18 protein-coding genes, 2 pseudogenes and 1 other annotated feature are annotated in these 18,825 nt (G+C 42.0%); of the genes and pseudogenes, 5 read left to right on the top strand and 15 right to left on the bottom strand.

Going from position 1 to position 18,825, the window contains the following annotated elements; genetic code table 11:
* Positions 1-2: 2 nt before the first annotated feature.
* The 12 genes from arnB to AB204_RS06830 form a co-directional block, all read right to left on the bottom strand.
* Entirely contained in the window at positions 3-1,148 is a 1,146-nt protein-coding gene (arnB, locus tag AB204_RS06880) for a UDP-4-amino-4-deoxy-L-arabinose aminotransferase (protein ID WP_047962641.1), read from the bottom strand.
* Between the two features lie 158 nt (positions 1,149-1,306).
* Positions 1,307-2,074, bottom strand: a complete 768-nt coding sequence (btuD, locus tag AB204_RS06875) for a vitamin B12 ABC transporter ATP-binding protein BtuD (protein WP_047962640.1) — start codon at positions 2,072-2,074, stop codon at positions 1,307-1,309.
* A gap of 52 nt (positions 2,075-2,126) precedes the next feature.
* On the bottom strand, positions 2,127-3,122 hold the full coding sequence (gene btuC / locus AB204_RS06870) for a vitamin B12 ABC transporter permease BtuC (protein WP_047962639.1): 996 nt from the start codon (positions 3,120-3,122) through the stop codon (positions 2,127-2,129).
* A 102-nt stretch (positions 3,123-3,224) separates the two neighbouring features.
* Complete coding sequence (gene ihfA / locus AB204_RS06865) at positions 3,225-3,521, bottom strand: integration host factor subunit alpha (RefSeq protein ID WP_047962638.1); 297 nt, start codon at positions 3,519-3,521, stop codon at positions 3,225-3,227.
* 4 nt (positions 3,522-3,525) lie between these two features.
* Positions 3,526-5,913 carry a phenylalanine--tRNA ligase subunit beta gene (pheT, locus tag AB204_RS06860; RefSeq protein WP_047962637.1) on the bottom strand — a complete coding sequence of 796 codons (2,388 nt, stop codon included), beginning with the start codon at positions 5,911-5,913 and terminating at the stop codon, positions 3,526-3,528.
* A gap of 14 nt (positions 5,914-5,927) precedes the next feature.
* Positions 5,928-6,911: a phenylalanine--tRNA ligase subunit alpha gene (gene pheS, locus AB204_RS06855; protein WP_047962636.1), complete on the bottom strand. Its 984-nt coding sequence runs from the start codon at positions 6,909-6,911 to the stop codon at positions 5,928-5,930.
* Positions 6,912-6,992: 81 nt separating this feature from the next.
* Positions 6,993-7,115: a sequence feature (Phe leader region), on the bottom strand.
* The gene (gene pheM, locus AB204_RS23910) at positions 7,067-7,111 is read right to left on the bottom strand and encodes a pheST operon leader peptide PheM (protein ID WP_366301101.1); all 45 of its coding nucleotides are present in this window, start codon (positions 7,109-7,111) and stop codon (positions 7,067-7,069) included. Its footprint overlaps the feature before it by 45 nt.
* A gap of 171 nt (positions 7,116-7,286) precedes the next feature.
* The gene (gene rplT, locus AB204_RS06850) at positions 7,287-7,643 is read right to left on the bottom strand and encodes a 50S ribosomal protein L20 (RefSeq protein ID WP_010847342.1); all 357 of its coding nucleotides are present in this window, start codon (positions 7,641-7,643) and stop codon (positions 7,287-7,289) included.
* Between the two features lie 42 nt (positions 7,644-7,685).
* Positions 7,686-7,883: a 50S ribosomal protein L35 gene (gene rpmI, locus AB204_RS06845; protein WP_006118955.1), complete on the bottom strand. Its 198-nt coding sequence runs from the start codon at positions 7,881-7,883 to the stop codon at positions 7,686-7,688.
* A gap of 95 nt (positions 7,884-7,978) precedes the next feature.
* Positions 7,979-8,518: a translation initiation factor IF-3 gene (gene infC / locus AB204_RS06840; protein ID WP_072061405.1), complete on the bottom strand. Its 540-nt coding sequence runs from the start codon at positions 8,516-8,518 to the stop codon at positions 7,979-7,981.
* A 3-nt stretch (positions 8,519-8,521) separates the two neighbouring features.
* Positions 8,522-10,450 (bottom strand): threonine--tRNA ligase, encoded by a 1,929-nt coding sequence (gene thrS, locus AB204_RS06835; protein ID WP_047962634.1) that lies wholly within the window; start codon positions 10,448-10,450, stop codon positions 8,522-8,524.
* A 608-nt stretch (positions 10,451-11,058) separates the two neighbouring features.
* Complete coding sequence (locus AB204_RS06830; RefSeq protein WP_072061404.1) at positions 11,059-11,739, bottom strand: transglycosylase SLT domain-containing protein; 681 nt, start codon at positions 11,737-11,739, stop codon at positions 11,059-11,061.
* Positions 11,740-12,033: 294 nt separating this feature from the next.
* Between AB204_RS06830 and AB204_RS06820 the strand changes: the two genes are divergently transcribed.
* The 5 genes from AB204_RS06820 (at position 12,034) to AB204_RS06800 (ending at position 16,615) form a co-directional block, all read left to right on the top strand.
* Positions 12,034-12,948: a metal ABC transporter substrate-binding protein gene (locus AB204_RS06820; protein WP_047962631.1), complete on the top strand. Its 915-nt coding sequence runs from the start codon at positions 12,034-12,036 to the stop codon at positions 12,946-12,948.
* Positions 12,945-13,856 (top strand): manganese/iron ABC transporter ATP-binding protein, encoded by a 912-nt coding sequence (locus tag AB204_RS06815; RefSeq protein ID WP_047962630.1) that lies wholly within the window; start codon positions 12,945-12,947, stop codon positions 13,854-13,856. The genes AB204_RS06820 and AB204_RS06815 overlap by 4 nt, the downstream gene beginning before the upstream one ends.
* Entirely contained in the window at positions 13,853-14,728 is an 876-nt protein-coding gene (locus AB204_RS06810) for a metal ABC transporter permease (protein ID WP_047962629.1), read from the top strand. Before AB204_RS06815 ends, AB204_RS06810 begins: the two co-directional genes overlap by 4 nt.
* A complete protein-coding gene (locus AB204_RS06805) occupies positions 14,725-15,591 on the top strand; it encodes a metal ABC transporter permease (RefSeq protein WP_047962628.1) in 867 nt (288 codons plus the stop codon). The genes AB204_RS06810 and AB204_RS06805 overlap by 4 nt, the downstream gene beginning before the upstream one ends.
* Before the next feature lie 160 nt (positions 15,592-15,751).
* Positions 15,752-16,615: a fructosamine kinase family protein gene (locus AB204_RS06800; RefSeq protein ID WP_047962627.1), complete on the top strand. Its 864-nt coding sequence runs from the start codon at positions 15,752-15,754 to the stop codon at positions 16,613-16,615.
* 157 nt (positions 16,616-16,772) lie between these two features.
* Here AB204_RS06800 and AB204_RS06795 read toward each other — a convergent pair whose 3' ends face one another.
* From AB204_RS06795 to AB204_RS06790, 3 genes and pseudogenes are all read right to left on the bottom strand, one after another.
* Complete coding sequence (locus tag AB204_RS06795) at positions 16,773-17,312, bottom strand: YniB family protein (RefSeq protein ID WP_047962626.1); 540 nt, start codon at positions 17,310-17,312, stop codon at positions 16,773-16,775.
* Positions 17,313-17,682: 370 nt separating this feature from the next.
* Positions 17,683-17,805 (bottom strand): annotated as a pseudogene (locus tag AB204_RS23835) (IS630 transposase-related protein); the annotation flags it as partial.
* Between the two features lie 62 nt (positions 17,806-17,867).
* Positions 17,868-18,677, bottom strand: a pseudogene (locus tag AB204_RS06790) (IS110 family RNA-guided transposase); the annotation flags it as partial.
* Positions 18,678-18,825 lie beyond the last annotated feature (148 nt).

Below are 18,825 nucleotides of genomic sequence, written 5' to 3'. Positions count from 1 at the left end.
ACTTACTTATGCTCCAAAAGAATTTCAGTTATCGCGTTCACAACACGATCTACATCATCGTTGTTCATATCTGGGAAAAGTGGCAGTGAACAGAGGGTTGACGAATTCCACTCAGATACAGGCAGGGAAAGATGAGGATAACGTTTCCTGTAATATTTTTGCGTATGCGCGGCCTTAAAATGCAAACCAGTGCCAATATTTCGATCCTTCAGGCGTTCCATAAAAGTATCCCGGTCAATACCACAGATACTTTTGTCAACACGTACCATGAAAAGATGATGGGAATGCAAATGCTCATATTCAGGAACACTCAACATTTGCAAAGGTGAGTTGATAAGTGCAGCAGAATATCGAGCCACCAACTCGCCACGGCGTGCGTTCATTGATGCTAATTTTCCTAACTGTACAACCGCTATCGCCGCATGGATATCTGATAAATTATATTTAAAGCCCGGCTCAACAACTTCTGCCTGAGGTTTTCTGCCTTGAATTTGTCGATCGAAAGCATCAACAGCCAATCCATGAAATCTTAAACAGCGGAGCCGTTGTGCGAGTTCGTCATCATCTGTAACGAATATACCGCCTTCAGCACAGGTTATGTTTTTAATGGCATGGAAAGAAAAGATGGCGGTTCCCCGTTCCCCTACCCACTCGTTTTTATAGCGGGTGCCGACGGCATGGGCAGCATCTTCAATCAGAGGAATATTGGCTTCTTGAGCAACGGCGCGCAGCGCATCAAGATCACAAGGTGCTCCTGCATAATGAACAGGAATAATCGCCTTGGTTTTTGGTGTAATGGCTTTTTTGATTGTTTCTGCGCTGACCATTAACGTATCACGGTCAACATCAACCATGACAGGCTCTGCGCCCAATAAACAAATCATATTGATTGTGGAAACCCACGTCTGGGAAGGGGTGATCACTTCGTCGCCAGGGCCTATACCTAATGCCAGCAAAACCAAGTGCATGCCCGCAGTCGCAGAGCATAGAGCAACTGCATGCTTACATCCGAACATGCGAGAAAAATCTTGCTCTAATTGGTGATTTTGTGGCCCTGTCGTAATCCAACCTGAACGTAAAACTTTCTCTACTGCTTCTATCTCTTCGCTGCCAATCGCAGGACGAGAAAATGGCAAAAAACTATCCATAATCGCCTTATGCCTTGCGTAATCTAAATTTGTTTTATAATTGAACGATTCTAGATGATGCTTGTTTAACGAAACATCAACGAAGAAACAAATATTAGTCAACCAAGGTACCAAAAAAGATAGGCTTTAATGATTATGATAGATTTCAATTACAGAAATTACAGATGGTTGACCCTCCATAATTTATAGTCAGTATTTTTAATATGTCTAATTTTTACTTCAAAAATTTCTGATAAATTTCGTTCTGTCATTACTTTCTCTGGTATACCAGATGTTAATAATTTTCCATGTGAAAGTAACCATACACCCGTCGCTTGCTCATAAGTATGATCAAGATCATGGCTACTCAGCAGTACCGTTCCCCCCAATGAACAGAATTGTTTGATCAACTTATCTAAAATAGCTTGTTGGGTAATATCAAGGTTATTTGTAGGCTCATCAAGCAAAAGCAATCTTCCGTCAGGATTCAATTCCGGCCATACTTGAAAAAAAGTTCCGGCTAATCTGACACGCTGCCATTCTCCACCTGATAGCTGACTAATTGGAGAAGAAAGCAATGGCAGGAGTCTCATTTGCTGACAGAGTTCATACAATACATTCTCACTCTGGGCCAGTGGAGCCGATTCAGGGCGGAACATGTCCAAGTATTGGAAGACGGGCATAATGGGAGTAGACGATGATTGAGAAAACCAAGCCCGGCACCTTGCCTGTTCGTGTTGACGATAATGTCTCAAGTCCCGGCCAATTAAATGAATACAGCCGCTGTAGGATAAAACTCCCGCAATCGCTGAAAGCAAAGTACTTTTCCCTGAACCATTTAATCCAACCAAATGAATTTGTTCTCCAGCCATAACAGATCCAGACAATGCTTTCAGTCTGTTGTTAACACTAACGTTATCCAATTCCAGGATCGGTTTGTTAGTCATGTTATTACTCCCGCCTTGTTACCTTTATTATTAGTTGGATAGTCATTTGTTTTTAATAATGGTGTGCTCTTAATAAAAGCCATATAAAAACCGGAGCACCTAAGGTTACAGTAACGACTCCAATCGGTACCTCTGCGTGAGATAATGACAATCGGGAAAATAAGTCAGCCAATAACAAACCACAGCTTCCCGCTAACGCACTGGCGGGAAGCAGCGCTTTATGATCAGTCAAGCCAATCAATCTTAAGATATGAGGAATAACTAAACCGATAAAACTTATCGCTCCTGCAAGAGCAACGCTCAATCCAACTAATAATCCAACCACCGATACAAATAAATTGCGCCATTTGTGATGAGATATACCTAGTTGTCGTGCCTGCAATTCCCCAAGCGATAGATAATTCAAAATGTTCCCCTTGCGGCTTAACCATAAAATAGCGGGGAATAATGCAATTACTAACCATTTCTGACGCCAATCAATGCCGCTGAAACTTCCCATCATCCAATACATCAGCTGCCTTAGATCCAAGTTTGTGCTGAAATAAACCATCCATGTCATCAAGGCCCCAAATATCACTCCGAAAGCAACGCCAATCAATAGCAAACGGGTATTAGTCACTTGATGCCTTCGGGAGAATCCCAACAAAATTGCTGTCATAAAAAGCGCTCCAAGTACCGCTCCAACGCTTAATAACCATAGTGGAGCAATACCATGAAAAGCCAATATCAAACATACCACTACAACGCCTGCACCATTACTGACTCCAAGTAATCCCGGCTCTGCCAGCGGATTTTCAAACAACGCCTGCATAATAGCGCCTGATACGGCCAAACTTGCCCCGACAGCCATCACTGCAAGCGCTCTGGGTAATCTCAATTGCCAAATAAATAACCGGGCAGGATCAGATAACCATTGATCAGGCCAGAACCAGATTTCACCTGCACATAATGACAAAACAAACAGGATAATGAAAAAAACAGACAGAATTGCTATCACTTGATGGTTACGTTTTCTCTGATAAGTGATCAACTCATAAACAGAGTACATGGTGATATTAGACCATTTAGGAAAAAGGGAATTTATCCCGTTGCTGACAATGGGATATGAAAGATAAGAAAAAGACCGCACAAGTGCGGCCTTTTTGTGTATTTATTCTTTGGGTAACGCTTTTTCTACCCGATTTTTCAACTTTTGGCCTGGGCGAAAAGTGACAACACGGCGAGCCGTAATCGGAATATCCTCTCCTGTTTTTGGATTCCGGCCTGGACGTTGATTTTTGTCTCGCAAATCAAAGTTGCCGAATCCAGATAACTTAACCTGCTCCCCGTTCTCTAAAGAGTGACGCACTTCTTCAAAGAACATCTCCACTAGATCTTTAGCGTCACGCTTGCTAATACCCAGTTTTTCAAAAAGATTTTCTGACATTTCAGCTTTAGTAAGCGCCATAAGTTCAGTCCCTCAAGGATGCTTGGAATCGCTGTTCTAATGCAGCAACGCATTTGTTAACGGTCGCAGCAATTTCTTCTTCTTCCAGTGTACGCATGGTATCCTGCAAGATTAAGCTAATAGCAAGGCTCTTGTAGCCTTCCGCGACACCTTTACCACAATACACGTCAAATAAGTTTATGCCAACTATATGATTTACGCCAACTTTCTTACATTCAACCAGAACATCTTCTGCGGCTACATTTTCAGGCACAACTATGGCGATATCACGGCGGTTAGACGGGAAGCGAGAAACTTCCGTCATTTCAGGGATTACGCGGTCTGCCAGACTGGACCATAATAACTCGAATACCACGGTACGGCCGTTTAAGTCAAGTTTACGCTCCAGTTCTGGATGAACAACACCAATATAACCAATGTAACTATTTTCCAGATAAATCCCAGCACTTTGCCCAGGATGTAAAGCAGAATGTTTCTCTGCCTTAAAGGAAATGCCAGACATTTTACCTGTTAATTCTAAAACAGTTTCTAAATCACCCTTCAAATCAAAGAAGTCAACCGCTTGTTTTTCAATCGACCAGTGTTCTTCGAAACGATTTCCTGCAATAACGCCAGCAAGCATCAATTCCTGACGAATGCCATTCTCCGCATTTTCATCTGGTACAAAACGCAACCCAGTTTCAAATAAACGCACACGGTTCTGTTGGCGATTCTGATTATACGCAACAGTAGTTAATAATCCCGTCAGCAGAGATAAGCGCATCGCAGACATATCCGCCGAAATCGGATTAGGCAGAATCAGTGCTTCTTCCTGCGGGTGCAAGTGTTGCTGAATCTTAGGATCAACAAAACTATAGGTAATTGCTTCTTGATAACCTTTATCCACCAGCATTGTTTTAACGCGTTTTAGTGACAAATCAGCTTCACGATGTGAAGTCATCACAAGATCAGCACGCACTGGCACGTCAGGAATATTGTTGTAACCGTAAATACGGGCAACTTCCTCAACCAAATCTTCTTCGATCTGCATATCAAAACGCCAGCTAGGTGCAACAGCTTGCCAACTATCATTCTGAACGGTTACCTGGCAACCTAAACGTGTCAGAATATCTGTTACCTGTTCATCAGCGATATGATGACCAATCAGCCGATCTAATTTCTTGCGATTCAGAGTAATTGTTGCAGGTTTTGGCAAATGAGATTCGCTGGTTACATCAACAATCTCCCCTGCTTCTCCACCACAGATGGCAATCAACAACTGAGTAGCATATTCTATCGCTTTATGCTGAAGTTGTGGATCAACCCCACGTTCAAAGCGATGAGAAGCATCAGTATGCAGACCATAACGGCGAGCACGCCCTGCAATAGCCAACGGTGCAAAAAACGCAGACTCCAGCATAATATGCTGAGTTTCCGCATTAACTCCCGAATATTCTCCACCAAAAATCCCTGCTATGGCAAGTGCTTGCTTTTCATCAGAAATCACTAGCGTTTCAGCAGAAAGTTCCGCTTCATTGCCATCTAATAGGGTGAGCTTTTCACCTTGCTCAGCCATGCGAACAATAATTGAGCCATTTAAACGCCCCAGATCGAACGCATGCAACGGTTGCCCTAGTTCAAGCAAAACATAGTTGGTGATATCAACAACGGGATCAATGGAACGAATACCACCACGGCGCAGTTTTTCACACATCCACAAAGGAGTGGTAGCCTTGACATTCACATTTTTAATAACACGACCCAAATAACGAGGGCAAGCTTCAGGAGCGTCAACACGGATAGGGAATTTCGTGTCTATGGTTGGTTTAACCGTTTCAATTTTTGATTCGGTCATAGACAATTTATTGATGACCGCTACGTCACGGGCAACACCCATGATGCTCAGGCAATCAGCACGGTTTGGTGTAATGCTGATTTCAATCGCGTTATCATCTAATTTCATGTAATCACGCAGATCAGTGCCAATCGGGGCATCTGCTGGCAATTCGATAATTCCATCATGATCGTTAGCAATACCTAGTTCAGAAAACGAACACAGCATCCCCTCTGACGGCTCTCCGCGCAGTTTAGCAGCTTTAATTTTGAAATCACCGGGTAGTACAGCTCCAACTGTAGCGACAGCGACACGAAGACCCTGACGGCAATTTGGTGCACCACAAACAATATCCAACAGACGTTCGCCGCCGACATTAACTTTTGTCACACGCAATTTATCTGCGTTTGGATGTTGGCCACATTCAACAACTTCACCAACAAATACACCGTGGAACTGGCCTGCCACTTTTTCAACACCATCAACTTCCAAACCCGCCATGGTGATTTGATCAGACAATGCTTCACTGTTAATGGCTGGGTTTGCCCACTCGCGTAACCAGAGTTCACTGAATTTCATGAGATATACCCGCCTTATTTAAATTGTTTGAGGAAACGCAAATCATTTTCAAAGAATGCACGCAAGTCTGTAACACCATAACGAAGCATGGTCAGACGCTCCATTCCCATACCAAAGGCGAAACCAGAATAGACTTCAGGATCAATACCAACGTTACGCAATACGTTCGGATGTACCATACCGCAGCCCAACACTTCCAACCACTTGCCATTTTTGCCCATTACATCAACTTCAGCGGAAGGCTCTGTAAATGGAAAGTAAGAAGGACGGAAACGAACCTGCATATCTTCTTCAAAGAAGTTGTTCAAAAAGTCATGCAGTGTACCTTTCAGGTTGGTAAAACTGATATCTTTATCAACAATCAGTCCCTCTACCTGATGGAACATTGGGGTATGAGTCTGATCGTAATCATTACGATATACACGCCCTGGCGCAATGATACGGATAGGTGGTTGACTATCTTTCATGGTACGAATCTGTACCCCAGATGTCTGAGTACGTAATAAACGTGTCGCATCAAACCAGAAAGTATCATGATCAGCCCGTGCTGGATGGTGTGCAGGAATGTTCAGCGCATCAAAATTATGATAGTCATCTTCGATTTCTGGCCCCGATTCAACAGAAAAACCCAGTTCGCCAAAGAAAGTTTCAATACGTTCAATCGTGCGGGTAACAGGATGCAATCCACCATTTTCCATACGGCGGCCAGGCAATGAAACATCGATTTTTTCTGCTGACAAGCGTGTATTCAGAATATCTGATTCTAACTTTGCTTTACGTGCATTCAATGATTCTTGAACTTCTTGTTTCGCCTGATTAATAACAGCCCCAGCCGCTGGACGCTCTTCAGCTGGTAAATCACGCAGCGATGACATCTGGAGAGTTAAATGGCCTTTTTTTCCCAGGTATTCAACTCGCACCAAATCCAACGCGGCAACATCCTGGGCTTCTTCTACGGCTGCTTTTGCCTTTGCAACCAGCTCAGTAAGATGTGACATCGTTTTCCTCTTCCTTTGGCCAGATGGCCCTTTAGTTGTTATCGATTATGCCTTCAAATTATCTATTGACGAGGCCATAAAAATAAAAAAGCCTCCACACTGGAGGCTCAAGCGCTATTTTTCGTTTCTTTTCTTACGCGCAAAGCCCCCTGTTCTCAGGTGCTAAAGTAAAAGAAGAAACGAAAAAAGGCTAACTTCATCATGTCTGTTCTCTCTCCTGTATCCTTTTTAAATTGGCTACTCGTAATCTGATTATGATTCAAATCTAAATAATAGACTAAGTAATAATAACTTAAAAAATAATAACCAAAACATTAGTAAGCCACATTTTGGAAAAAAGTAAAAGAGGGAGCAAGCTCCCTCTTTTAATCTGACTTATGCCAGAGCGCCCTTCGCTTTTTCAACCAGAGCAGCAAATGCTACTTTGTCGAATACAGCGATGTCAGCCAGAATCTTACGGTCGATTTCAATCGAAGCCTTTTTCAGGCCATTGATGAAACGGCTGTAAGACATGCCGTTCTGACGTGCAGCAGCGTTGATACGTGCAATCCACAGTTGACGGAACTGACGTTTACGCTGACGGCGGTCACGGTAAGCGTACTGACCAGCTTTGATAACAGCCTGGAAAGCAACACGATAAACGCGCGAACGAGCACCGTAGTAACCTTTCGCTTGTTTCAAAATTTTCTTGTGACGTGCACGGGCAATAACACCACGTTTTACGCGAGCCATATACTTCTCCTATCGTCTCTGAGTTCTAATCTAAAAAATTGCTTATGCGTATGGCAGACAAGCAACAACCAGGCCCAGATCTCCTTTGGAGACCATGCCTTTTGGACGTAAATGACGTTTACGCTTGGTTGATTTCTTAGTCAGAATGTGACGAAGGTTAGCGTGCTTACGCTTGAAACCGCCGCTTGCGGTTTTTTTGAAGCGTTTAGCTGCGCCGCGTACTGTTTTAATCTTTGGCATTTTAATTTCCACTTCGCATTGTTAATTACAACGAACTAGTAAGGCGAATAGACTCCATCCAGAAATTGGCTGGAGTCTATTACTTGTTTGCCTGACTATTTCTTCTTAGGAGCGAGCACCATGATCATCTGGCGGCCTTCAACCTTCGTTGGGAAGGATTCAACCACTGCCAGTTCATTCAGATCGTCACGAATACGGTTAAGCATCTCGATACCAATCTGTTGGTGCGCCATTTCACGCCCACGGAAACGCAGGGTGATTTTGGCTTTATCGCCATCTTCCAGAAAACGAATCAGGTTGCGTAGTTTGACCTGATAGTCGCCTTCATCTGTACCAGGACGGAATTTAATTTCCTTGACCTGAATAACCTTTTGTTTCTTTTTCTGTTCTTTGACTGATTTACTCTTCTCATAGAGGAATTTGCCGTAATCCATGATACGACAAACTGGCGGTTCGGCATTTGGGCTGATTTCCACTAAATCAACACCAGCTTCTTCAGCTTTCTCAAGAGCTACCCTCAGACTGACAATACCAATCTGCTCGCCATCTAATCCAGTTAAACGAACTTCAGAGGCGCGAATCTCTTCATTAATGCGATTTGGGCGCGCCGGTTGAATTCTTTTTCCGCCTTTAATACCTTATTCCTCCAATTGATGAAGATTACGACTGCGTATTTCTGTCAGCAGTTTTCCTGTAAATTCACTGACGTCAATGCTACCTAAGTCCTTGCCGCGGCGAGTACGGACAGATACTTTTCCTGACTCGACTTCTTTATCACCACAAACAAGCATGTAAGGTACACGACGCAGAGTGTGTTCACGGATTTTAAAACCAATCTTCTCGTTTCTCAAGTCTGCTTTTGCACGAATGCCCACATCTTGAAGTTTTTTAACCAATTCCTGTACATAATCTGCCTGACCGTCAGTAATATTCATGACGACGACTTGCTGAGGAGCCAACCATGTTGGGAAAAACCCAGCATACTCTTCTGTCAGGATACCGATGAACCGTTCCAGAGACCCCAGAACCGCACGGTGAATCATTACAGGAACCTTACGTTCGTTATTTTCACCTACATATGACGCACTCAAACGCGCTGGTAGTGAAAAATCGAGTTGCACAGTACCACATTGCCACGCACGATCCAAACAATCATATAGAGTAAATTCAATTTTAGGGCCATAAAATGCACCTTCGCCCGGTTGGTATTCAAACTCAATACCTTTTTGGGTCAATGCTTCAGCAAGATCGGCTTCTGCTTCATCCCACTGTTTTTCTGTACCAATGCGTTTCTCTGGGCGAGTTGATAATTTAACGACAATCTTCTCGAAACCAAATGTACTGTACACGTCGTAAATCATTTTGATACAGCTACTGACTTCTTGAAGAATTTGATCTTCAGTACAGAAGATATGAGCATCATCCTGAGTAAAGCCACGTACACGCATCAAACCATGCAAAGCCCCTGATGGCTCATTACGGTGACAACTACCAAATTCAGCCATACGCAGAGGTAAATCACGATAAGACTTCAACCCTTGGTTGAAAATCTGGACGTGCCCTGGGCAGTTCATTGGTTTTACACAGTATTCACGGTTTTCAGATGAAGTCGTGAACATATTTTCTTTATAGTTTTCCCAGTGCCCCGTTTTTTCCCACATGATGCGATCCATCATGAATGGGCCTTTAACTTCTTGATACTGATACTCTTTCAGTTTTGTACGGACAAATGTTTCCAATTCACGGAAGATTGTCCAGCCATCATTATGCCAAAACGCCATGCCTGGTGCTTCTTCCTGCATATGATACAGGTCAAGCTGTTTACCGATTTTACGGTGATCACGTTTTGCCGCTTCTTCCAAGCGTTGTAAATAGGCATTAAGCTGTTTCTTATCCGCCCACGCAGTACCATAAATACGTTGCAACATTTTGTTGTCGCTATTGCCGCGCCAATATGCCCCTGCAATTTTTTGCAGTTTGAAATGATGGCAGAAACGCATATTAGGAACATGCGGCCCACGGCACATATCAACGTATTCTTCATGGTGATACAGACCCGGACGATCATCATGGCTGATATTTTCATCCAAAATCTGGATCTTGTATTCTTCGCCACGAGCCGCAAAGGTATCACGCGCTTCTTGCCAACTGACTTTTTTCTTAATGACATCGTAGTCTTTTTTGGCAAGTTCAAGCATGCGCTTTTCAAGCAACTCGATATCTTCCTGCGTCAAAGAGCGATCCAAATCGACATCGTAATAGAAGCCATTATCAATCACTGGACCGATAGCCATTTTCGTATTAGGCCACAATTGCTTAATGGCGTGCCCCAACAAGTGTGCACATGAGTGGCGAATGATTTCCAGACCTTCTTCATTCTTGCTAGTGATAATCGCGAGATTGGCATCGGTTTCAATTAATTCGCACGCATCAACCAATTCACCATTAATACGGCCGGCAATACATGCTTTTGCCAAGCCAGCACCGATATCAAGCGCCACATCCATTACGGAAACAGCATGCTCAAATTGACGTTGACTACCGTCAGGAAGAGTAATTACAGGCATTTAAAATCCTTATATACAGTGGTGACCCACACGCAAGATCACTTGTATTAAATCAAATTTATTATTAATCAGCACGTTAGAAACAAATTCTTGCTTCACTCCGCAAGATGTGTACACATTTTAAGGACACATTTCGAAAATGTATCCGGTACATTTGCCTAACTCGCTCGACATACTATCACACAGAGTAGGTGTTAAAATAGCTTATCTTGATATTACATCAGGTTAATCAATTGATTGATAATTATACTGGTGCGAAATTCAAAACAACTCTTTTAAAAATTACCAATGTAAGGAAAGTGACCGAATTCCATCATAGAGTATTTCACACCATGAGACATAATCATGCCCACTGGGTAACTCACGGGTTTCTAATGGATCGCCTTTCTGAATTAATAATTCACTCAATCTATAGTGATTCTGAATGTTCAACTTCGCAACGCCATTTCCCCTCTCTGATTTTTATTCACAAAGAAAAAGTTTTTTATGATTATGATTAAAATTGGCAGACTCACTAACTTAATAAAAGACCAGGGAAGTGAGCTTCTTGGCAATGAAAAGAATTGAAAATGGGTCAAAATCCATTAAGAATAATTTATTAATTGCGGTTATTGCGTCATTACTAAACCACGATAAGCATTTTTCACTTTCCATAAATAACGCGGAGCCTGTGGTGCAGGGTGATTATTTTGAACATATTGATAAAACTGATCAGGCGTCATTCGATTGATCTTATTAATTGCTACAGTTCGGTTTGAATCAAATGTACGTAACAATGCCCCTGCACCATTCACATAAGCGACTATTGTTGCATAATACAGCGTTTCTGGGTTCGAAATACCTTCCAAATGCTGTTTTTTCAAGATACTGATATAAGCAGTGCCAAGGTCAATGTTCGTTTCAGGATCTTTCAATTCACGCACTGTCGGCTGCCCTGATTTTCCTTTCATTCTGTAGGCATCTCGCCCCGCCGTTGTTGCTTTAATTTGCATTAATCCAACAGCATTCGATTTGCTGACAACTTCTGGACGAAAACCTGACTCAACTTGAATAATTGCTTTAATAAGGGTTTCATCAACACCATAACGTTTTGCGGCTTGCCCAATGAAGGCATCAAACTGAGTGGGTTCAGATCGATTGGTCAATTTAGGAGAATTAAAAATAGCTCTATTACCATCCAGCATACGTTTTGTGGTTGGTTGTCTGTTGATATCTGATTGATGCCCTTTTTCGCCTGCACATCCCGTTAATAACAGTGCCAACATAATATAACGAAGTCTTAATTTCACGCAGCTTCCCCTAAATAAAATTGATCCTATAAAGGATATATAATTTTATCGATAAGCCAAAAATATTTTTCCATTGCTTATCAAAATAAGTTAATCCATTGTTCTTGGGTAATTCTGGACAATATGTCGTTTTTTTGTTCGCATGTGACTCACTACTGTCATACCAATCAACAAAGAGTAAAGGAGTATCTAACAAATCTATTATCAATTTTGCTGATATCATCTTGACTTCATTCAGATGATATTGATAATCATTATCAATGATAATATGTATAACAAATAGGGTCTGCCATAATGAATAAAAAACGTTCTCTCTCTGCTGTACCGATATTTAACCTAACCATTGCGCTATTAACAATGGTTTTATTCAGCCAACAAGCTCATGCAGATAAGACGTTCAGAGTTGTTACGACATTCACTATCATTCAAGATATGGCGCAAAATATCGCTGGTGATGCAGCTATTGTCGAATCCATCACAAAGCCCGGCGCAGAAATTCACGATTACCAACCAACACCTAAAGATATTATCAAAGCACAGCGTGCGGACCTCATTCTTTGGAATGGCTTAAATTTAGAACGTTGGTTCGAACGCTTCTTTGACAATATGAAAGATATACCTACTGCTGTCATTACTGAAGGGATTACTCCTTTGCCTATTCGCGAAGGGCCTTACAATAAAAATCCCAATCCCCACGCTTGGATGTCACCTAAAAATGCGTTGATATATATCGAAAATATTCGTAGTGCCCTTGTCAAATACGATCCGGCAAATGCTGAAATTTATAATCACAATGCCAAAGCTTATGCAGCAAAAATAGCCCAATTAGATGCCCCGCTCAGAGAACGCCTCTCTCGTATTCCTGAAGAACAACGTTGGTTAGTTACCAGTGAAGGCGCTTTTAGCTACCTCACACAAGATTATGGTTTCAAGGAAGTGTATTTATGGCCAATTAATGCAGAAGAACAAGGTTCCCCCCAGCAGGTTCGCCGTGTCATTGATATAATAAGAGCTAACAAAATCCCTGTCGTTTTCAGCGAAAGTACTGTTTCAGATAAACCGGCAAAACAAGTCAGTAAAGAAACAGGCGCTCGTTACAGCGGTGTACTCTATGTTGATTCTCTTTCTACCCAAAAGGGGCCAGTGCCTACTTATATTGATCTGCTGAATACCACCGTAGACACCATTGCGAAAGGATTTAATCAATGAATCGCTCATCATTAAACCGCCAACCATTATTTGAGCAGCCCCACTTGGTTGTTGATAACGCGACTGTCACTTACAACAATGGACACACCGCTATTTACAATGCCAGTTTTGATATTACTGGCGGCACGATTTGTGCGCTGGTCGGTATGAATGGCAGTGGAAAATCCACACTATTTAAAACCATCATGGGATTAGTTACCCCTTCTCAAGGCAAAGTGACTCTCAATACACAATCTATAAAAACTGCATTAAAGCAAAATATCATCGCCTATGTTCCACAAACTGAAGATGTAGATTGGAACTTCCCGGTTTTAGTTTCAGATGTGGTGATGATGGGGCGTTACGGAAAAATGGGATTCTTACGCCGCCCCAGTAAACGGGATCATCAGGTCGTAAATGAAGCTCTTGAGCGTGTTGGATTAAAAGAACTACGTGACCGTCAAATTGGCGAGCTTTCAGGGGGCCAGAAAAAACGCGCATTTTTAGCCCGCGCGCTCGCTCAAGAAGGAAAAGTCCTGCTGCTGGATGAACCTTTTACTGGTGTGGATGTGAAAACAGAAAATGCCATCGTTAATTTACTCCGTGAATTACGGGATGAAGGGCATTTAGTCTTGGTATCGACGCACAACCTCGGCAGTGTTCCTGAATTTTGTGATCGTGTTATTTTGATCAATCGCACTGTGTTGGCTAGTGGTCGTACTGAAACGACTTTTACCCAAAAAAATCTGGAAATCACCTTTGGCGGTGTCTTGCGCCATATTAATCTTTCCGGTTCTGAACTGCATGAAGATGATGATCCTCGTTCATTGACCGTCATTACTGATGATGAACGTGCCGCTGTCTTCTATGGACATGACCACCATATCCCTCCGCGGCAAAGCCCAAAACAAAAGGAAAACCAGCCATGATGGAATTGCTTTTACAGCCATTCAATTACAACTACATGGTAAAGGCTATGTGGGTAAGTGCCATCGTTGGTGCTGTTTGTGCTTTTTTATCAGCTTATCTGATGCTGAAAGGTTGGTCACTGATGGGAGACGCACTCTCCCACTCTGTTGTACCTGGGGTAGCAGGTGCGTATGCTCTTGGCTTACCTTATGCTGGAGGCGCTTTTTTTACGGGGATGCTTGCGGCACTATCAATGACATTGGTGCGTCATATCACTCGATTGCGTGAAGATGCAGTAATCGGCTTTATATTCTCCACTTTTTTTGCTGCCGGGTTGCTGATCGTCTCCCTGAACCCCACATCCGTGAATGTACAAACCATTATTCTGGGCAATATTTTAGGCATTGCTGACGAAGATGTTTTACAAGTTGAAATCATTACCGCCGTTTCCTTTATTATCTTAATGTTGCTTTGGAAAGATTTGTTGGTTGTTTTCTTCGATGAAACTCACGCACGTTCTATCGGGTTATCACCATTACGGTTAAAAATCATTTTCTTTACTTTATTAAGTGCCTGTACGGTTGCCGCATTACAGACGGTAGGTGCCATCTTGGTTATCGCAATGGTTGTTACCCCCGGTGCAACAGCCTATTTACTGACCGATAAGTTTAAAAACCTGCTGATCATTGCAGTTGCCATCGGTTCACTCACAAGTGGCATCGGTGCATATTTAAGTTATTTCCTTAATGGTGCAACTGGCGGTGTCATTGTCACCCTACAAACAGTGGTTTTCCTGTTAGCGTTCTTCTTTGCCCCTAAACATGGCATGCTGGCTTCCCGCAAACGAGCGAGAAAGGAATCTCTGGCGTTGACTCAGGAAGGACGCTCATGAATACATTTATTGAATTAATGACTGAACCTTTCATGCATGAATTTATGCAGCGGGCTATCTTTGCTGCCATCATAGTGGGTATGGTTTGTGCTGTACTTTCTTGTTATCTGGTCTTAAAAGGCTGGTCTTTGATGGGTGATGCGATTTCCCATGCCGTGCTGCCCGGTATCGTATTGGCCTTTGCAGCAGGCATCCCACTTGCAGTCGGTGCTTTTCTCTCAGGTATATTTTGTGCGTTTGCCACCGGATATCTGAAAGAACACAGCAGAATCAAAGAAGATACTGTCATGGGAATTGTTTTCTCTGGTATGTTTGCGTTTGGCTTAATCTTATTCACTCGTATAGATACGGATCAACACCTGACACATATTTTATTTGGCAGCATACTCGGCATTACCCAACATGAATTGATTCAAACACTGTGTATTGCGGGAGTCACACTGGCTATTGTTTTGTTGAAACGAAAAGATTTCATGCTCTACTGCTTCGATCCCAATCAGGCTCGAGTTGTTGGTCTTCCAGTGAAACTTCTTCATTACTGTTTATTATCTTTGTTAGCTCTGACAATCGTCGCATCCTTGCAAGCCGTCGGCATCATTCTCGTTATAGCCATGCTGATCTCACCAGGTATTATTGCTTTTATTCTTTGCCGGAGTTTTGATCACATGTTGATTGTTGCAATGATTGCTTCCGTATCATCCTGCGTGATCGGTACTATTATCAGCTTCCATATTGATGGTGAAACAGGGCCTTGCATCGTAATCATTCAAGCCATTTTCTTCACTATTGCCCTTATTTATAACCAAATAAAATTGGCTCGCAAGAAAGTGAACAAGGAGTTCTTAGAAAAGATACCTTCTTAAACATCGTCAGCTCCCAAAGAATCAAATTAAAAATCCAGAGTGCCATATCCAATTTGAGATATGGCTTTATTAATTGCTATTAAAATCCTTTTTAACCTGTTCAAATGTTTCATCTGTCTGTAATATGAGCTTAGCAATTGTCAACTTAATGAGGTGAATCATGTGGCAAACCGTGAACCGTCTATTAAGTGAGTATTTTGATGACACTGAAATTCACGATAAAACGGAATTAGCAGGAGGCGACATTCACCGTTCTTGGTGCATTAAATATGGTGAACAGCATGTTTTTGTCAAATCCAACGTGAAAGAAATGCTGCCAGTTTTTAAAGCTGAAGCAGAACAATTGGAGTTACTGGCCCGCAGCAAAACAACCCGCGTTCCCGAAGTTTATGGTGTAGGGCATGATCGCAACTATAGCTTCCTTTTACTGGAATATTTACCTATAAAGCCATTTAATGCCCATAGCGCGTATTGTTTTGGTCAACATCTTGCGAAACTACATCAGTGGAGCGAACAACCTAAATTTGGTTTTGATTTTGATAACATGCTTTCAACCACCATACAGCCTAATGGGTGGCAAAAACGCTGGAATCAATTTTATGCTGAGAAACGCATAGGCTGGCAATTGCAACTTGCTGCTGATCAAGGGATGGTATTTGGTGATATCAACCTCATTGTCCAAATAATCAGTGACAAATTACACGCCCATCACCCTCAACCTTCCCTCCTTCATGGGGATTTATGGCCTACAAACTGTGCATCGTTGAATGATGATTGTGCTGTAATATTTGATCCTGCCTGTTATTGGGGAGATCGTGAATGTGACTTAGCGATGCTACCACTTTACTCAGACCTTCCCTTACAAATTTTTGATGGTTACCAGAGTATCTGGCCATTGCCACTAGATTTCACTGAACGTCAGCCCATTTACCAACTCTACTATTTACTGAACAGATGCAACCTTTTCGGAGGTGATAATTTTATGATTGTGCAAAATATGGTAGATAAACTCTTATCTGAATAATGATGAGAAAATCTTATCGGCATCACATTTGAAAATAAAAATCATTATTGTTAGCTCTGAATGACACTTCCCTACAAAAAATCAGGGTTAACTTTTCGATTTTTAAATTCAATCAAAATCAAGAGAAAAATTTATATATTAAAGATGTATTTTCGCATTACCAACCCAATAATTTAGATAAGAAATAAGCTATCGCACCAACAATAATCGGAGATATATAAAGGGTAAAAATCTGACTGAATAGTGAATGGCGGGGAAATTTAATTTTAGCTTCCAACTCTTCCTTAGTTATTCCGCTTTCCTTAGCCTGTTCCAGAACCATTTGATCTTCAATATGTTCCTTGATGAATTTAAATTGACGATACATTCTTAAACCAGATGCACTCATCGCTAAACCAACGAACATTAAAATATAAATAATGAAAAAACCAATATTTTCTCCTGTAATTCCAGCCATGCTATCAGGAGTCGGAGAGTGCTTCCAAAAGAAATCCAAAAATGATGTATTAAATTTTATCATTTCTGCCATCATCTTAAGAAAATCATTCAATACCGCACTAATACCATCACCTTTGGCACCATGCTGCCACGCCAGATTAATCACAGAAACTAAAGTTGATAAAAAAGCGGGTACAAAAATAATCCAACCCAAGATCCGTTTAGCAATAGCAACATATCCAGCTTGTTGATAAGTCATTAACATTCCTCATTAACATAAACTATTTTATTTTTACTCAATGATAGCTGATAGCTCATAAGGAACCAACTTTAATCCTATTTGCAGATTAATACTCTTGTTTTTTCCAGAAAACTATTTCTTCTTTGTTATCAATCTATAACGAGATTTAAATCACAGAGATTGCTACAATCAAACCTTATCAATTATTATTATCACCATGAGAAATATGAGATGTCATTTTGTTTATCTATAGATGCAGCCATTTTTGATATGAGTAGTATTTATGTAAAATTTATTATTTAAAAATAAGTAATTACATCAAAAATATAACTTAGCAAAACCACAAATGCACACCTTGTTTCGGTGGTGCAATAAAATAGAACCTTGTATGACACCACCGAAACAAGGTACGCATGGAGATTTCAAAATGGGCACTCGTTTGTTCGAAAGTCAACGAATGCTTGTCTTTGTATGCCAGTACTCGCTTTCTAAAATCTAAGCTATAGACCATCTCATTTTATGCCTTGTCATCTTAGAGTTAGATAATATGTCATATTAATATGATTTAGCTATATCTCCCCGTTTACTGATCCCCAGTAATTTGATCCGGCCTCCCGTCCCCGTCTGTTTCGGCACCAATCCCAGATAGGCCGAAAATTCTCTGCCCGACCGGAACGCACGGGGATCGCCCATCGTGGCGATGGCGGCGGTCGCAATCAGCACACCAACACCGGGTATTTTCATAATCCGCTGGCAATCGGCATTCTGTTTTGCCCACGCTATTAGTTGTTTTTCCACCTGTTCAATTTGTTCATCGATTTCGTTCAAGCGGTGGTATTGTTCTTCAAGAAGACGGAGCAGGAAAGGTGCCAGTTTTTCCCTTAGCCGCTCAAGTACCTCCGGCATCGCTTTATCCAATGAGGTTCTGCCCTTATGCACAGTTTCACCGAACTCCAGTAGCAAACCATGCAGCGCATTGATTTGCGCGGTTCTGAATTTCACTAATTGGTAACGCATCCTATGTAACGACAGAATAGCCTGTTGTTCTTCGTTTTTGACGGCAACCGATTTACCGGGTTGTTGAACCGCCTGCCATATGGCTCGGGCATCCTGAACATCATTCTTATTTCCCATCCGGAATGCCCTGACGAATCGCGCCTGAAGCAAACGCACTTCATGCCCCAGTTTTCTCAATTCCCGTGCCCAGTAGTGAGCACCGCCACACGCTTCCATGCCAATCAGACAAGACTCGCGGTTACTGAAGAACGTTAAAAAATCCTGCCGCCGCAGCTGCCTATCAATAACTTCACCTGTGTATTCATCGACAAAATGAATTTGCATCAAATGTTTTGCAATATCGACGCCAAAAGGAGTAAATTTCATGAGTGGTTCCTCCAGTCATCAGGGAGCAACAGGCTCCCGCTTGTAGGCACTATAAGGCCGGAAATCTGCGAGGAACCACGCCTCATCTCTCAATTCCAGCACGGTGCCAAAGGTTCAGTGGTTGGGATGCGTTCATTACATTCTATAT

The sequence above is a fragment of the Xenorhabdus khoisanae genome (genome assembly GCF_001037465.1).
Lineage (GTDB): Bacteria > Pseudomonadota > Gammaproteobacteria > Enterobacterales > Enterobacteriaceae > Xenorhabdus > Xenorhabdus khoisanae.
This window is presented reverse-complemented; position numbering and strand designations above follow the sequence as displayed.

Bases quoted from the DNA above. Each gene is read 5' to 3' on its own strand.
- AB204_RS06795 (WP_047962626.1), bottom strand. From the start codon at position 17,312: ATGACTTATCAACAAGCTGGATATGTTGCTATTGCTAAACGGATCTTG.
- pheS (WP_047962636.1), bottom strand. From the start codon at position 6,911: ATGTCACATCTTACTGAGCTGGTTGCAAAGGCAAAAGCAGCCGTAGAA.
- AB204_RS06810 (WP_047962629.1), top strand. From the start codon at position 13,853: ATGATGGAATTGCTTTTACAGCCATTCAATTACAACTACATGGTAAAG.
- AB204_RS06805 (WP_047962628.1), top strand. From the start codon at position 14,725: ATGAATACATTTATTGAATTAATGACTGAACCTTTCATGCATGAATTT.
- thrS (WP_047962634.1), bottom strand. From the start codon at position 10,450: ATGCCTGTAATTACTCTTCCTGACGGTAGTCAACGTCAATTTGAGCAT.
- AB204_RS06820 (WP_047962631.1), top strand. From the start codon at position 12,034: ATGAATAAAAAACGTTCTCTCTCTGCTGTACCGATATTTAACCTAACC.
- AB204_RS06800 (WP_047962627.1), top strand. From the start codon at position 15,752: ATGTGGCAAACCGTGAACCGTCTATTAAGTGAGTATTTTGATGACACT.
- btuD (WP_047962640.1), bottom strand. From the start codon at position 2,074: ATGACTAACAAACCGATCCTGGAATTGGATAACGTTAGTGTTAACAAC.
- AB204_RS06815 (WP_047962630.1), top strand. From the start codon at position 12,945: ATGAATCGCTCATCATTAAACCGCCAACCATTATTTGAGCAGCCCCAC.
- arnB (WP_047962641.1), bottom strand. From the start codon at position 1,148: ATGGATAGTTTTTTGCCATTTTCTCGTCCTGCGATTGGCAGCGAAGAG.
- btuC (WP_047962639.1), bottom strand. From the start codon at position 3,122: ATGTACTCTGTTTATGAGTTGATCACTTATCAGAGAAAACGTAACCAT.
- rplT (WP_010847342.1), bottom strand. From the start codon at position 7,643: ATGGCTCGCGTAAAACGTGGTGTTATTGCCCGTGCACGTCACAAGAAA.
- ihfA (WP_047962638.1), bottom strand. From the start codon at position 3,521: ATGGCGCTTACTAAAGCTGAAATGTCAGAAAATCTTTTTGAAAAACTG.
- rpmI (WP_006118955.1), bottom strand. From the start codon at position 7,883: ATGCCAAAGATTAAAACAGTACGCGGCGCAGCTAAACGCTTCAAAAAA.
- pheT (WP_047962637.1), bottom strand. From the start codon at position 5,913: ATGAAATTCAGTGAACTCTGGTTACGCGAGTGGGCAAACCCAGCCATT.